Below are 12892 nucleotides of genomic sequence, written 5' to 3' on the forward strand. Positions count from 1 at the left end.
GCGCAATTGGCAACATGGGCTGCCTGCCGTCATTCACGCCTGGCGCGGCGAACGCCCGGTCGGAGCCCAACCTGTTCCTTTGTATTTTTCGCTGCGTGTGCTCGCAGCTTCAGAAATGCCGCGTGCGCGAGAAATTTGGCGCCGCTGTGCAGCGGTAGGAACGGTCATTCAAGTAAACTGCAGCGAGGATCAGAAGTCGAACTCACAGGTCGCGCAGACAAACCTGCCATTGACCCAAGCTGCTCATATGTCCGGCTTTGCCCCATCGCGCCACGCGACGGCTTCGATAGCAGGGTGAACATCGACCTGTTAAGGGCACGGCTCGTTAAAGTGTTCTGATCTGAGGGACGTCGTAGATGTGTCAGTATTGATTCAGGGCCATTGTTGAATGCCTATGCCACGTCCCGGTATCATGCCGATTGACACGCAGATCTTCGTTATGGACGTGGCGCAGCTCTTGTGCCGTACCGGATAAGTCTTGACCCTCCAGCGCCGGAACACCGCATTGTGTTTGGCAATGAACCGAAAGCTGATCATTGATGTCCCATTCTATACGGGCGAGACGGACTACGGCCAACTCGCCCGGAACGTTCATGCGCTGGATCCAACCGCGAGGATTGACTGGTTGGCTGACTGTCGGCTCGTGCAAATAGAATGCACCTGTGATGCCGGTCTTGTACTCGTAGCGGTGGAACAGACAGGTTTGATCCCCGGATCAATTATCAGCGTTTGACAAGCATTTGGCAGTTACCCGATCCGCCCGAGGACCGGAAAGACACCGAGCAGCCAGTAGGACAGCGCGGTGAGCTGCCCGGTCATCATCGCCAGTCCCATCACAACCATCACCGCACCGGCGGCCTGATGCAGGCGGCGCCCGAACCGTCTGGCACCTCGCAAACGGCCAACAAGCCGATCGGTGAACCCGGCAACAATCAGGAACGGCACGCCGAGGCCGGCCGAATAAACTGCCAGCAGGGTGACACCTTGCCCAACCGTTGCGCTCGCCGCGCTGGCAGTGAGGATCGCGCCGAGAATAGGGCCGATGCAAGGAGTCCAGCCGAAACCGAACGCGAGCCCCAGAACATAGGACGCGGTCGGCCTGCCGCCGGGGATGTCAATTTGGAACCGAAGATCCCGCTCCATGGCGCCGATCCGCGCCGCGCCGATCATGAACAACCCGAACAGGATCACGATGCCGCCACCGATGAGGTTGAGTTCATACCGCCACCGTAACAGTGCCTGACCCAGGGCCGTTGCCGAAGCCCCGAGTGCCATGAAAATTGTTGAGAATCCGAGCACGAAGCAGAGGCTGAGCCAAAGGGTCTGAGCCCGGCCGGCCTCGGCATCGCCAGAAGTGGTCCGCCCTGCAATATAGGAGACATAGCCCGGCACCAATGGCAGCACACAGGGCGATACGAAGGAGATCGCTCCGGCCAGAAGGGCCGCGATCATCCCCAGAAGTGAAAGATCAGCCATGCGCTATCTCCAATTTCAGTTGAAAATTCCAAGGACACGATCCAGAAGTCCCGGCTCTGTCAAGGGCGCGCGGGTCAACTCATTGATATAGAGAACAAGGTTGACCCGGCCGAACTCTACTCCATGGAAAATGCCCGCATGACGCCCGCCCCGTGCGATGATGTGGACCATGGGCGCCTCGCTTTCACGCTCAGACAGGGCAGAGAATGAGGCGGCGGGTGCCGTTCCGTTTTCCACGGCGACACGGCTCCAGTTCGCGTCGTCCCAGCCCGGATCAGGTGCGGTGCCAGCAGTCAGAAAGACAACCATCTCGCGCATTGGCGTGACATTCACCGACTCCTGAACTTCTCTCAGGAGGGCCTGCTGCGCCGCACAGGGGGCGCCACAGGTCCTTGGGATGAAGCTGAGTACCACGATCTTGTCTTTCATATCGTGTATCTGGACAGCCGCGCCGCTGGCATCTGTCAGCGCCAATTGCGGTGTCCGGCTCAGGTCGGTCGGTTCGAATGCCGGCTCCCGCTCGGCCATCACCTCGTCGATCCTCTCGCCGGGGTGATGGGCGGAGGCCTCCATGGCAGTCCCAGCTAGCAGCGCGAGGGCAACAACCATGCGTTTCATTCCGCGCTCTCCGGACCGGTGGCGACAATGCCCAGAACCCTCACCTCGACCGCGATCTCACCCGCGGTTTCGAAAGTCAGGGTCAGCGGAAAGCTCGTGCCCTCTTCGAGCTTCTGTGTGAGCTGCATCAGCATCAGATGCATGTCACCGGGCGCAAGCGTCACGGTTTCGCCCTCGGGCAGGTCGAGCGCGTCGAGATGCACCATGCGAGAGACACCGTTTCCGTCTGTTTCGACCGCGTGGATCATCACCATGCCCGCAACCGGGCTCGACACCGACAGCAGGCGGTCGCCCGTATCGCTGGTCAGGCTCAGGTAGCCGGCGCCGGGACGGTTCGCGATGATCGTTGCGCGCGCCCAGGGGGAGGTGACTGTCACCTCAGCTATGGACAACGTTGGCAGAGCGGCAATGAATGCCGCACCTAAGAAATGTTTCATCCAGATCGTTCCTCGTTTTCAATCAGGCTTGAGATGTGTTCCGCCAGGTCTCCGGCCGACTGGTCGCTCTCAATGAATACATCTTCGAAACGTCCATCGGGGCGCATCAGGTAGATGTGGCCGGGATGGGCCATGAGATAGCCGTCGGGCGCGGCCTCGTCTTCGGACCGCTCATACCAGACGCGAAAATTGTCGGCCGCCTCGGCCACCTGTGCTTCGGTGCCGGTCAGTCCGACCATTCGCGGATGGAAGGCGGAAACATATTCAGCCATCACCTCTGCCGTGTCTCGCGCTGGATCGACAGTAATGAAGATCGGCACCACGCGCTCCGCCTGCGGACCGAGAGTGTCCATAACACTAGCCAGATAAGCCAGCGTCGTCGGGCAGATGTCGGGGCAGTAGGTGAAGCCGAAGAAGACAAGCTGCCAGCGCCCGGCATAGCTTTCCGCCGTCACGGCCTGCCCGGTGTGGTCGGTCAGGGAATAGGCATTGCGGATCGCGGCCTCACCAGTGACAACAGGGGCGGGCAGTTCAGGCGGATGTAACATTCGCCAGAAAAAAGCTCCTGCGAAGGTGAGCACAGCCACGGCAGCAAAGCCCCAGATGGCTAGCCGGACCTTGTAAAGGCTCGTTCTCTGCATCTTAAGGTCCTCCAGATAGGTCCCGCGCTTCGGCGATCATGGCTGCGAGCTGGTCTTGTTTCGCAAGCCCGGGCACAATGTTGCCGCCGATAATGAAGGTCGGCGTGCCGGAAATTCCGAGCTGCTGCGCAAGTTCGCGCGACCGGGCGATATGTTCATCGACTTCAGGCGCGTGCATATCGGCTTGAAGCCGTTCGAAATCTAATCCTACCTCATTTGCGGTACGGCGGATCGTGGCTGCGTTGGCCCGAGGTTGTGCCATCAGAGCATCATGAAACTCAGCGTATTTTCCCTGAGCCCGCGCTGCGAGAGACGCACGGGCAGCGGTCTCGGAATCCGACCCGAGGATCGGAAACTCTCGCATGACAACCCGCAAATCGGGATCCTCGTCAATAAGGGCATTCACCTCCGGCGCAGCCCGCCGGCAATACGGGCAGTTGTAGTCAAAGAACTCGACAATGACGGTGCCGCCATCGGGGTTGCCGAGGCTTTCGGCGTTCTGATCGGACTGCAGATCATTTCGAAGATCCGCAATCGCCGCGCGCCGCTTGTTCTCAGTCTCGGCCGCAACCTGGTCCTGGTAGGCCATGATCGAGTCGATGATGACCTCGGGGTTTTCTCTGATAGTGTCCAGGATCAGAGCCCGGATCGCGTCCTGCTGCACGTCGCTGAACGGTGTCGATTGCTGCGCGACGACCGGGCCCATGCAGATCAACAAGGCCACTGTGGCGCCAAGAACGCGCGCTCCAATCTCAGTCATGCCAATTCCTTTCGCATCTGTTGCTGGACCGGGGGATGGGAACCCCCCGGTCCAGTTCTCTCACCCCTCGTCGGTAGAGTGATCGTGCTGCCCCAGGTGGTCCGTCATGGCCTGCATCATCTCGGTGCAAGCCTCCATCATAGGTCCCATCTGCTGCATCATGCCCATCATGCCGTACATATTGCCTTCGTCCATCATCATGCCATTGCCCTGCATCATTTGCCCCGGCGTCTCGTCGCCTTGCGCAAATGCAACAGGGGAAGTCAGGGCCATTGCGAATGCGGCCGAAAGACCTAGTTTGGTTGCGGTTTTCATCTTCAGTTCCTTTCCCTGGTTGAAATTCCGTCCTTCGTATCCACCGGTTCACTTGTCGGCGTCTTTTGGGCATCACAGCCCTTGCTTTTGCACATGACGCAGTATCCGGTGGCGCACATCACGGCGCAGGGGGCGAGGCTGAGGATCAGGGGGGGCGCCCCGATCGCGGTCAGCCAGCCCCAGTTCAGAGCCGTTCCGGCGCCGATGATAGCCATAGCCGCGATCACCAGCCCCCGGCGGCCAAGCGGCAAGCGAAAGCCTGCAGGCCGGGTCGGGTTTGCCAGGTCGGGTGTTTCGGTCATTGGTCAGTTTCCCCCTGTCGCGATGATAGTTTGAAATTGTGCGACCGCGTCCGGGCTGTCCCATTCGGCAGGGCCAACCAGTCGGCCAAGCTCACGCCCCTCGCGGTCGATCAGGATTGTCGTCGGCAGACCGTAGGCGGCAAATGCCATCATCGCGCGGATATCCTCGGCCAGGTACATTCCCAGATGCCCGATCCCGATGTCTTCATAGAACTGACGGATCACCGGCATTCCAGCGCGGTCTATGGACAATGGCAGAACGTGGAAATCATCACCGCCAAGGCGCGCCTGGAGCGCGTCAAGCGTTGGCATCTCCTCGCGGCAGGGCAAGCACCAGGTCGCCCAGATATTCAACAGCACGACCTTGCCGTGGAAATCATCGAGCGTCAGGTCGCGCCCCTCGCCATCCACGAAGGGCGGCGATAGCATCGGACGCGGTTTATCATGGAGTTGTATCAATGGCCGTGCGAAGGCAGGCCCGGCCGCCAGCGCCATCGCGCCCGTCAGAAAATGCCGCCGTCTCATTGCGCGCCCTCCTCTTGCAACCTGCGCACCAGCGGCAGGATTTCTGTATCCAGGATTTGCCGGTTAAACGGTCCGACATGCTTGTGCGCGATCCGGCCCTCGGCATCGATCACATAGGTTTCGGGCACGCCGTATACGCCCCAGTCGATCGCCACGCGCCCATCTCGATCTGCGCCGATGCGGGTGAACGGATTGCCCAGCTCGTCCAGAAATGCCTGTGCCTCGTCGGCGGCGTCCTTGTAGTTGATGCCATAGATTGGCACTTCGCCTGTGTCGGCGAGCTCCACCATCAGCGGGTTTTCGGCCCGGCAGGGCACGCACCAGGACGCCCAGACATTGACAAGGGAAACGTGCCCCATCAGGTCGGCCGAAGAGAGCCCGTCCTCCCGGCCTTCGATTGGCGGCAGCGTGAATTTCGGCACCGGCTGCCCGATAAGGGCCGAGGGCAGACGGTCGTCATTGTTAAAGAGCCCCCAAAAGAAAAACCCGCCAAGCCCGGCAAACATAACCAGCGGCAGCAGCATTATCTGGGAATAGCGCCGTGTCCGGCGGTTCGTATCTGAACTCATGACCCATCCCCCTCGGTCTCGGTGATCCGGGCCTGGGCCGCGCGCTGACGTTCGGGCCAGGTGCTCTTGATAAAGGCGAGAACTGCGAAAATCTCGGCGTCGCTCAGAACGTCCCGATAGGCGGGCATGTCGCTTTCGTAGCCCGGAACAACTCCGCCGACGCCAAGCCGAGTAATATTGAACAGGTCCCGGTCCGAATGGTGCCAGGTGTGGCCGGTCTCGTCATGCGGTGGCGCCGGCATGCGGCCGTCGGCATTGCGGCGGCGCCAGTCCGGCGCCCCCTCAAGATCGGCGCCATGGCAAGACGCGCAGGTTTCAGCATAAAGCGCTTCGCCGCGCGCGATCTGCTCTGGCGCGATGATCTGCCCGAGAAAGGCGACCGGTTCCGGTTCGGCCCGCCGTGTCTCCGCTCCAACCGCGATGGCCAGGACTGACATCGCCACCCCCGCAATTGTCAGCAAACGCATCCTCATGACGGCGCCCGCAGGTACTTGATTAGCGCAAGCGCTGCGAGCACCAGAACCGCGATCAGGAGAAGCACAATCAAGCCGCTTCCCAGCATCATACCCATCATCGGTCCACCCATCATTTGGCCCATGCAATCGCCTATGGAGCCCGTGCCGGGCCCGCCAACCTGTCCGTTCATTTTGCTCTCCTGAAAAATCTGCAAAGGAACACGATGCCCGCGACGAGCGCGGCAAATCCCGCCAGTGGCACGAGCGTCATGACCAAGATCGCCGCCGCCGTACCGAATGTTTCAGTGAGAAGCGCGGCAGCTTCACTCATCGGAATAGACCGCCACACCATCCGGCCCGAAGGAGTAAACACGCAGCGTGCCAGTCTTCTCCGGCGCCATGCCGGGCGCGTTTGCGGGCATGCCTGGCAAGGTGATGCCGGTAACATCCGGGCGTTCTTCCAGAAGGCGCTCGATGATCTCGGAAGGCACCAGCCCGCTTACGGCATAACCGCCGATCATTGCGATGTGGCAGCCGATACCGCGATCGGGGACCCCAGCTTCGACGGAGCGCTCTTCGAAATCCCGGTCATCAATCACCTCGACTTCGAAGCCGTTGTTCCGAAGGTATTCGGCGTAGGCATCGCAACAGCCGCAGCCGGGCGCGCGCCAGATTGTGACGGGCTCCGCGCCCTGTGCGGCAGCGGAAGCAATAAAGGGTGACGGGGTGCCGCGATCAGCGAAGAGGTAGGCGGCGGTGGCAACACCGGCGCCAGCTACACCCAAGGTCAATGCAAGTATCTTTTTCATAGTCAGCTATCCTGTTCTCCAAGTGCCGCAAGGAGCGCCCAATTGGCTCCCCCGTCGCGGCTTTGCTTCAGTGCGGTATCGGTCGCAGCGGCGATATGGCCAGGGTCAGCGGGATCGATGGCAAGAGCCCGCGCCTGCAGGTTCGACTTGCGTTCCCAGATCACGCCGCCATCTGTGGAGGCCCAGAGTCCAGAAGGCAGGGCCGCGTAAAGCCGATCCGGCGCGGGATAAGCCGAGACAAGTGCCAGAACCGGCTCGCCCTCGGGCAGGGGTGCCTCCTGTGGCGGTGCGGTCCCGGCGGCAAGTGTATCCATCGCATCGCCCGCCACCACATCCTGCCAGCGGCAGAAACAGTCCGGCACACGGGTTACACCCTTTTCGGTTCCCGCATAGAGCCATATGCCGCCCATGCCTGAGGCGAGATTGACGGAGGTGAGCGCCAGCACGTCCCGTTCGGCCTCCTCGATCCAGGGACGGTCCATGACGAAGCTCCAGGTCCTGCCTGCGTCTTCGCTGCGCCACAGTCCATCGCCCGAAACAGCAGCGTAGACCGTGTCGGGTGCTGCCGCCGCGACGGCGAGTGCAGTGACCTGCGCATCCGGCAGCCCATTGACTGCAGAGTGCCATAAGCGCCCGCCGTCATTCGACCGTTCGACGCCTCCACCCGCCGGTGCAGCAAAGAGCCGGTCCGGGCGGTCGGGGTGATTGGCAAGCGCTCGAATTGGTCGCTCGGTTGCCGTCAGATCGGCAGCTGTCCCCGTTGAAACATCAACGGATCGGACGCCGTCCCCTGCCACGATCACCGATTGGCCGCTGAAAGTGACCGCCGAAGCCGCATAACCAGTGGCCTGCGCACTGCGCCCTGGAAGAAACGCAGCAATGGCAGCAATGAAAGTGCTGCCTGTCATGGCGAGGAACATCCGCCGGTGGGTGTGCCCCGGGTTTCCGCCGCCAGTCGCGCCCGAGGGATTTTTGAAGGCACCAGATCGTTCCATTCCCGTCTCCTTATGCAACACGGATCACCCCCATCATTCCACCCGCCTGATGTTCAAGGATGTGGCAGTGGAACATCCAGTCGCCGGGATTGTCGGCGACGAAGGCGATCTCGACCTGCTCGCGTGGGGCCATCAGAACCGTGTCCTGCCATTCGCGGTGCGCGGTGGGCTGCCCGTTCCGGCTCAGCAGCCGAAAGGAATGTCCGTGCAGGTGGATCGGATGATGGAACGCGGTGGCGTTGGTCATCGCGACGACGTGGCTCCGGTTCCGCTCCAGCACCAGCAACGGGTCGAGGATGTGGCCCCTGGCGGCGGTGCCGTTCACGAACCAGATGTCCTCGCCATGCATCATCCCCATCATGTCGTTGCCAATCATGCGGCCTTCGCTGGTAATCCCCATCTCACGCATCGCCATCCCGCCCATCATTCCGCCGGTGAAGGTCACTTCGTGGCGGCGGGCGCTGTTCAGGTCAGGTTCGGGGAGCGGATTGGGAGAAAGCTGCACCGGCCAATCCGGTGAAGCGTCGCGGAGTGGTTCATCCGCATAGGTCAGATCGACCAGTTGAAAGTTGTTCCCGGTATGGAACCGGTCGGAAACCGTGACCCGCTCACCCGGCGCGCCGGTCATGTCGAGGATTAGATCCACCCGCATCGCCGGGCCGATCAGAACCCATCCGCGGCCGCCAGGTGCATGCGGCGCGACCGGCTGGCCGTCGAGCGCGATCACCTGCGGCGTGAGCGCGCCGAAATCCAGCGCGAAAATCCGGGCATTGGCCGCGTTGATCAGGCGCAGGCGGATACGTTCGCCACCGCGCACGGCCACCTGATCAGGAACCCGGCCGTTGATGGTGAGGGTATTGCCGAGCCTCCCGGCATGGCTCTTGTCGTGGAAACCGCCGAAGCCGCCGGCGATCTCGGCTTCTTCGGTCAGCCGCCAGTCGTCCAGAACCCATACCAGGTCGCGGTCGACCCTTGGCGGCTCCGCCTCCTCTATGATCAGGGCTCCGTAAAGGCCCCGGCCCACCTGCTCGAAACTGCGCTGATGCGGGTGGTACCAGAAGGTTCCAGCATCCATCGCATCGAATTCATAGGTAAACCGCCCGCCCGGGGCTATCGGCTGTTGCGTCAGATGCGGAACGCCGTCCATGGCATTGGGAACACGTACCCCGTGCCAATGAACGGTGGTTTCTTCATTCAGTGCGTTCTCGACCTCGATACGCAGGCGTTCCCCTTGCCGGATGCGGATATCCGGGCCGGGAACAGTGCCGCCATAGCACCAGATATCGGTCTCGCCCCACGACTCGGGAACAAGGCGCGCGCGCTCCTGGGCGGCGCGCAACACGAAAGAGTTGGGGTTGTCAGCCAGGGCGCCCCGGAAGGGGAGAGCGGCACCCGCAGCAGCACTCGCGGCAAGGAAAGACCGGCGCGACAGCGCGGAGTGGGGGAGAGGTTTCATGTTTCAATCTCATCTGATCACCGTCTGGAACGGCCAAGCCTGCTTGGCTTGACCATGATGCGGCTCCGGCGCCCCGAAATAGGGACCGGCATGAACGGTGCGCGTCTGCGATCACGCCAAAGCGCGATCGCTACGTCACCTCAGATGAGAGATCTTGGAGGAAATGGGTCCGGCGCCCCGCGCCGCCCCGACGGCAGGCTCATACCGGGCAGGCGATTTTCGCGCGCAGCAAACACTGCAAATAGCGGCCCGGGAGCGGTATCAAGCATCGCAATGCCTGGCGTTGTGCAGTCGAGGTCACAAGAGCCGGCGTTGCTGGTGCCTGCTTCGTCAGCCTCGCATCCTTGGCAATCGGGCATGACATCTGTGTCCCCCGCTGCCACAGCCATATCCAGTGCCATTGAATTCGCGCTGACCGCATGCACGACGCTGCCCGCCGCAAACAGGGCGAGAAACATGATGGCAAGGATATGCGCAAACTTCTGCATATTACCCGGATATGACAAATGATTGGTAATGTCGATTCACACTGGCGTGCGGCAAAGTCGACAGCGGCAGTCCGCGTCACGACAGGCTCTTGCGGAATATTCTTCTGCGCTACTCGGCCACTGTCTCTACATTCGGCCGCACCGGTTTTAGTGCCCGGTAAACCGTGCTGTGCAAATCGAAATAATCATGGCGCGAAAGTTGCTATGTCCGGTTTGCGTCAGCCCTAACCAACCCATCCGGCATAGATAGCTGTCTGCCAGGCAAACCAAGCGGCTGCGGCCATCAGCAGCCCGCCCCCAATCCGTTCGGTCCAGCGCATGACCGGGCTGGCACCAGGCCAATGCGCCAAGCTGGATGCCGCAACTCCAGCGGCAACGAGGGGAATACTCCGGGCCAGACCGAAGCTCCCCATCAGCACCGCACCCTTGATGGGATCTGCCGAGGAAGTGGCCGCCACGACCACAGGTAGCAGCAACGGTGTGCAGGCTGGGCATGTGGACAGCCCGAAGGGTAATCCCAAGACAAAGGCCCTGCCGAAACTTTGCGCGGTTCGCGCGGAAGGGCGCAGGACGGGGATTTTCAAATGGATCACGCGCCATAGCGTCAGAGCGGTCAAAACCAGGATGACCGTGAGCAGGCCATAAACCCAGGCCATGGCGCTGTTAAGAACCCGCAGCACCGCAAACCCGGCATAGCCGAACAGCCCACCCAGTACTGCATCAACCGTAGTAATCCCGAGCCCGAACCCCGCCGCCAGGCAGAACCCGCGCAGACGGGAAACGCTGGTTGCGGCGGTCCCATCGCGGGCGCCCAAGCCACCGGCCACCGCTATCAGGGGGAACGAACTTGGTGCAACTCCGATGATCAGCCCAGCCAGGGCGACGAGTGCCACACTGGTAGGGGTGAGGTCGCCGATGTTTTGCAACAGGGATTCGACGTCTGTCATGGGATGGCCTTTCCGGCCACCTTATGCCCGAGCCGGCGGATGGCCTCGGGTAGCATATCGGGGGTGAGCCTCAGCCCGGCGGCAATGGTATCGACGCATCCCTGGCAATGGATGCTTGGCACAGAAAGCGTGGCAGTCTTTTGCATGGTGTCAGCCTTTCTTGATGGGGCGTGAACGGGCGCCGACCGTTTGTCAAAGAGCCGCCCTCCAAAGGAATTGGCAAGCACCGCTGAGACCGACAATGCCATGGCGATCATCGCCCAGGAGGGATGCACCAGCCCGGTTGTCGCCAACGGAACGCCGAGCCCGTTGAAGAAGAAGGCAAGCCAAAGGTTCTGCACGGTTTTTCGGTAGCTGATGGCGCCAATGCGCACCGCCTCGCCGACGGCGCCAACGCGCCCGCCGGTGAGCACCACGTCGGAGGATTCGATGGCAATGTCGGTGCCCGCACCAATAGCGATGCCCACGTCGGCCTGGGTCAACGCCGGAGCGTCGTTGATGCCGTCTCCCACCATGGCGATGCGGGCGCCACTCGCTTGCAGTTCGCGCACGAACCCGGCCTTGTCCTGGGGAAGAACCTCCGCGCGCACCTCGACTATTCCCGCTTGTCCGGCGATGGCTTCAGCCGTTCGCCGGTTGTCGCCGGTCACAAGCAGGGTTTCTATGCCCCCTTCATGCAAGGCCGCGATGGCCTCTGCTGCATCCGGTTTCAGCGTGTCGGCAAGTGCCAATACGGCGGCGGGCTCACCGTTCACTGCCAGCAGCACTGCGGTATGGGCGCGGGCTTCCTGCTCCTGCAGCACATGCCTCGCGGCTTCGGTATCGATGCCTTGGCCGCGCAGATGCCGGGCCGTGCCGATCAGCACCGGTAAACCCTCGACGCTGGCGGATACCCCGCCGCCCGTCACTGAACGGAAATCCTGCGCCTTCGTCCAGGTTGCGCCTTCCTCCTGAGCGCTCGAAACAATCGCTTTCGCCAATGGATGTTCTGACTGCTCCTCGGCGGCGGCGGCAAGGGCCAGGACACGGTCCCGTTTAAAGCCGTTCAGAGGAATGACATCGACCAGACGCGGTTTGCCTTCGGTCAGCGTGCCGGTCTTGTCGAGCACCACATGGGTGATGTCCTTGAGAATCTGGAAGGCTTCACCCGAACGGATCAGGATACCCCGCGTGGCGGCAATGCCGCCGCCCCGGATCAGGGCCAGAGGCGTCGCCATGCCAAGCGCACAGGGGTAGCCCATGACCAGCACGGTGACCGCGGCGTAGGTGGCACGCACCCAATGCGGTTCGCGGCTCCAAGTATCGGGTGCAAGCCCCCAAAACAAAAGCGCTGCAAGGGAAATGGCCAGAACGGCAGGAACATAGCGCTTCAGCACCCTGTCCACCAGCACCACGATACCGGGTTTCATGGCCTTGGCTTCCTCTACGTGACGGGCGACCTGATGCAGGAAACTATCCTCGCCGATGCGAGTGGTCTCAACCAGAAGCGCGCCGGTCTGGTTGATCGAGCCGCCGATCACCTCCATCCCCGCCACTTTTTCCACGGGCACCGACTCGCCGGTGACAATTGCCTCGTCCACCGCACTTTCACCCGACAAAACCCGCCCGTCGACGGGCACGCGCTCGCCGGGCCGCACTCGCACATGATCGCCGACCATAACTTCTTCGATGGAAACTTCCCGCTCGGTCCCGTCCCGGATCACGTTCGCCACCTGCGGCTGCATGGACAAAAGCCGCCGCACACTTTCCGATGCCTTGGTACGAACGATCAGTGATACCCATCCCGACAGCAGGTGATATGCAGTCAGAAAAACCACGACACCGAAGAAATCGACCGCCGGAAAGCCGACGAATCCGTACCAGTCGAACCACGGCATCGGCGCGCCAAGAAGTCCGCCGATGTAGGCGCCGATGGCCCCCACCGACAGAAGCACATGCTGGTTCGTAATCCCGCGTTTCGCCGCGCCCCAGGCCATGCGGGTAATGCGCCGCCCGTTCCAGAGGAAAACGAAGGTAGCAATCGCCCAAGCAGTCCAGACATGCCAGTCGCGCATTTGCCACCAACCCAGCCACATCGCCATCATAGCCGCAAACAGAAC

Annotated in this window: 19 protein-coding genes; 1 reads left to right on the forward strand and 18 read right to left on the reverse strand. The window is 61.9% G+C overall.

The window, feature by feature from the left end; all coding sequences use genetic code 11:
• The coding region (locus VOI29_RS16065) for a hypothetical protein (protein ID WP_323780762.1) at positions 1-298 on the forward strand (298 nt) is incomplete at its 5' end.
• Between the two features lie 449 nt (positions 299-747).
• On the opposite strand, the gene VOI29_RS16070 is transcribed toward VOI29_RS16065, so the two are convergent.
• The 18 genes from VOI29_RS16070 to VOI29_RS16155 form a co-directional block, all read right to left on the reverse strand.
• A complete protein-coding gene (locus VOI29_RS16070) occupies positions 748-1476 on the reverse strand; it encodes a cytochrome c biogenesis CcdA family protein (RefSeq protein WP_323780766.1) in 729 nt (242 codons plus the stop codon).
• Between the two features lie 15 nt (positions 1477-1491).
• On the reverse strand, positions 1492-2094 hold the full coding sequence (locus VOI29_RS16075; protein ID WP_323780769.1) for a cytochrome-c oxidase: 603 nt from the start codon (positions 2092-2094) through the stop codon (positions 1492-1494).
• Complete coding sequence (locus tag VOI29_RS16080; RefSeq protein WP_323780771.1) at positions 2091-2531, reverse strand: copper chaperone PCu(A)C; 441 nt, start codon at positions 2529-2531, stop codon at positions 2091-2093. Before VOI29_RS16080 ends, VOI29_RS16075 begins: the two co-directional genes overlap by 4 nt.
• A complete protein-coding gene (locus VOI29_RS16085; protein WP_323780774.1) occupies positions 2528-3172 on the reverse strand; it encodes an SCO family protein in 645 nt (214 codons plus the stop codon). Before VOI29_RS16085 ends, VOI29_RS16080 begins: the two co-directional genes overlap by 4 nt.
• A 1-nt stretch (position 3173) precedes the next feature.
• Complete coding sequence (locus VOI29_RS16090; protein WP_323780777.1) at positions 3174-3932, reverse strand: DsbA family protein; 759 nt, start codon at positions 3930-3932, stop codon at positions 3174-3176.
• 60 nt (positions 3933-3992) lie between these two features.
• Positions 3993-4247 (reverse strand): hypothetical protein, encoded by a 255-nt coding sequence (locus VOI29_RS16095; RefSeq protein ID WP_323780780.1) that lies wholly within the window; start codon positions 4245-4247, stop codon positions 3993-3995.
• Positions 4248-4249: 2 nt separating this feature from the next.
• Complete coding sequence (locus tag VOI29_RS16100) at positions 4250-4549, reverse strand: hypothetical protein (protein ID WP_323780783.1); 300 nt, start codon at positions 4547-4549, stop codon at positions 4250-4252.
• Between the two features lie 3 nt (positions 4550-4552).
• Positions 4553-5074, reverse strand: coding sequence for a TlpA disulfide reductase family protein (locus VOI29_RS16105; protein ID WP_323780786.1), 522 nt, complete (start codon positions 5072-5074; stop codon positions 4553-4555).
• Positions 5071-5598: a DsbE family thiol:disulfide interchange protein gene (locus VOI29_RS16110; RefSeq protein ID WP_323780789.1), complete on the reverse strand. Its 528-nt coding sequence runs from the start codon at positions 5596-5598 to the stop codon at positions 5071-5073. The genes VOI29_RS16105 and VOI29_RS16110 overlap by 4 nt, the downstream gene beginning before the upstream one ends.
• A 41-nt stretch (positions 5599-5639) precedes the next feature.
• Positions 5640-6110 (reverse strand): cytochrome c, encoded by a 471-nt coding sequence (locus tag VOI29_RS16115; protein ID WP_323780792.1) that lies wholly within the window; start codon positions 6108-6110, stop codon positions 5640-5642.
• A gap of 2 nt (positions 6111-6112) precedes the next feature.
• Positions 6113-6289 carry a hypothetical protein gene (locus VOI29_RS16120; protein WP_323780794.1) on the reverse strand — a complete coding sequence of 59 codons (177 nt, stop codon included), beginning with the start codon at positions 6287-6289 and terminating at the stop codon, positions 6113-6115.
• Positions 6286-6429, reverse strand: a complete 144-nt coding sequence (locus VOI29_RS16125; protein ID WP_323780797.1) for a hypothetical protein — start codon at positions 6427-6429, stop codon at positions 6286-6288. Before VOI29_RS16125 ends, VOI29_RS16120 begins: the two co-directional genes overlap by 4 nt.
• Complete coding sequence (locus VOI29_RS16130; protein ID WP_141889213.1) at positions 6422-6907, reverse strand: DUF411 domain-containing protein; 486 nt, start codon at positions 6905-6907, stop codon at positions 6422-6424. The genes VOI29_RS16125 and VOI29_RS16130 overlap by 8 nt, the downstream gene beginning before the upstream one ends.
• A 2-nt stretch (positions 6908-6909) precedes the next feature.
• Positions 6910-7902: a hypothetical protein gene (locus tag VOI29_RS16135; protein WP_323780800.1), complete on the reverse strand. Its 993-nt coding sequence runs from the start codon at positions 7900-7902 to the stop codon at positions 6910-6912.
• A 10-nt stretch (positions 7903-7912) separates the two neighbouring features.
• Positions 7913-9358 carry a multicopper oxidase family protein gene (locus VOI29_RS16140; protein ID WP_323780803.1) on the reverse strand — a complete coding sequence of 482 codons (1446 nt, stop codon included), beginning with the start codon at positions 9356-9358 and terminating at the stop codon, positions 7913-7915.
• 140 nt (positions 9359-9498) lie between these two features.
• Entirely contained in the window at positions 9499-9816 is a 318-nt protein-coding gene (locus VOI29_RS16145) for a hypothetical protein (protein WP_323780806.1), read from the reverse strand.
• Between the two features lie 254 nt (positions 9817-10070).
• Positions 10071-10793, reverse strand: coding sequence for a cytochrome c biogenesis CcdA family protein (locus tag VOI29_RS16150; RefSeq protein ID WP_323780808.1), 723 nt, complete (start codon positions 10791-10793; stop codon positions 10071-10073).
• Positions 10790-12892: heavy metal translocating P-type ATPase (locus VOI29_RS16155; protein WP_323780811.1), on the reverse strand; the 2103-nt coding region annotated here is incomplete at its 5' end. The genes VOI29_RS16150 and VOI29_RS16155, both read right to left, overlap by 4 nt.

The organism is Leisingera sp., from assembly GCF_034669605.1.
Taxonomy (GTDB): domain Bacteria; phylum Pseudomonadota; class Alphaproteobacteria; order Rhodobacterales; family Rhodobacteraceae; genus Leisingera.

Bases quoted from the DNA above. Each gene is read 5' to 3' on its own strand.
- VOI29_RS16070 (WP_323780766.1), bottom strand. From the start codon at position 1,476: ATGGCTGATCTTTCACTTCTGGGGATGATCGCGGCCCTTCTGGCCGGA.
- VOI29_RS16075 (WP_323780769.1), bottom strand. From the start codon at position 2,094: ATGAAACGCATGGTTGTTGCCCTCGCGCTGCTAGCTGGGACTGCCATG.
- VOI29_RS16080 (WP_323780771.1), bottom strand. From the start codon at position 2,531: ATGAAACATTTCTTAGGTGCGGCATTCATTGCCGCTCTGCCAACGTTG.
- VOI29_RS16085 (WP_323780774.1), bottom strand. From the start codon at position 3,172: ATGCAGAGAACGAGCCTTTACAAGGTCCGGCTAGCCATCTGGGGCTTT.
- VOI29_RS16090 (WP_323780777.1), bottom strand. From the start codon at position 3,932: ATGACTGAGATTGGAGCGCGCGTTCTTGGCGCCACAGTGGCCTTGTTG.
- VOI29_RS16095 (WP_323780780.1), bottom strand. From the start codon at position 4,247: ATGAAAACCGCAACCAAACTAGGTCTTTCGGCCGCATTCGCAATGGCC.
- VOI29_RS16100 (WP_323780783.1), bottom strand. From the start codon at position 4,549: ATGACCGAAACACCCGACCTGGCAAACCCGACCCGGCCTGCAGGCTTT.
- VOI29_RS16105 (WP_323780786.1), bottom strand. From the start codon at position 5,074: ATGAGACGGCGGCATTTTCTGACGGGCGCGATGGCGCTGGCGGCCGGG.
- VOI29_RS16110 (WP_323780789.1), bottom strand. From the start codon at position 5,598: ATGCTGCTGCCGCTGGTTATGTTTGCCGGGCTTGGCGGGTTTTTCTTT.
- VOI29_RS16115 (WP_323780792.1), bottom strand. From the start codon at position 6,110: ATGCGTTTGCTGACAATTGCGGGGGTGGCGATGTCAGTCCTGGCCATC.
- VOI29_RS16120 (WP_323780794.1), bottom strand. From the start codon at position 6,289: ATGAACGGACAGGTTGGCGGGCCCGGCACGGGCTCCATAGGCGATTGC.
- VOI29_RS16125 (WP_323780797.1), bottom strand. From the start codon at position 6,429: ATGAGTGAAGCTGCCGCGCTTCTCACTGAAACATTCGGTACGGCGGCG.
- VOI29_RS16130 (WP_141889213.1), bottom strand. From the start codon at position 6,907: ATGAAAAAGATACTTGCATTGACCTTGGGTGTAGCTGGCGCCGGTGTT.
- VOI29_RS16135 (WP_323780800.1), bottom strand. From the start codon at position 7,902: ATGGAACGATCTGGTGCCTTCAAAAATCCCTCGGGCGCGACTGGCGGC.
- VOI29_RS16140 (WP_323780803.1), bottom strand. From the start codon at position 9,358: ATGAAACCTCTCCCCCACTCCGCGCTGTCGCGCCGGTCTTTCCTTGCC.
- VOI29_RS16145 (WP_323780806.1), bottom strand. From the start codon at position 9,816: ATGTTTCTCGCCCTGTTTGCGGCGGGCAGCGTCGTGCATGCGGTCAGC.
- VOI29_RS16150 (WP_323780808.1), bottom strand. From the start codon at position 10,793: ATGACAGACGTCGAATCCCTGTTGCAAAACATCGGCGACCTCACCCCT.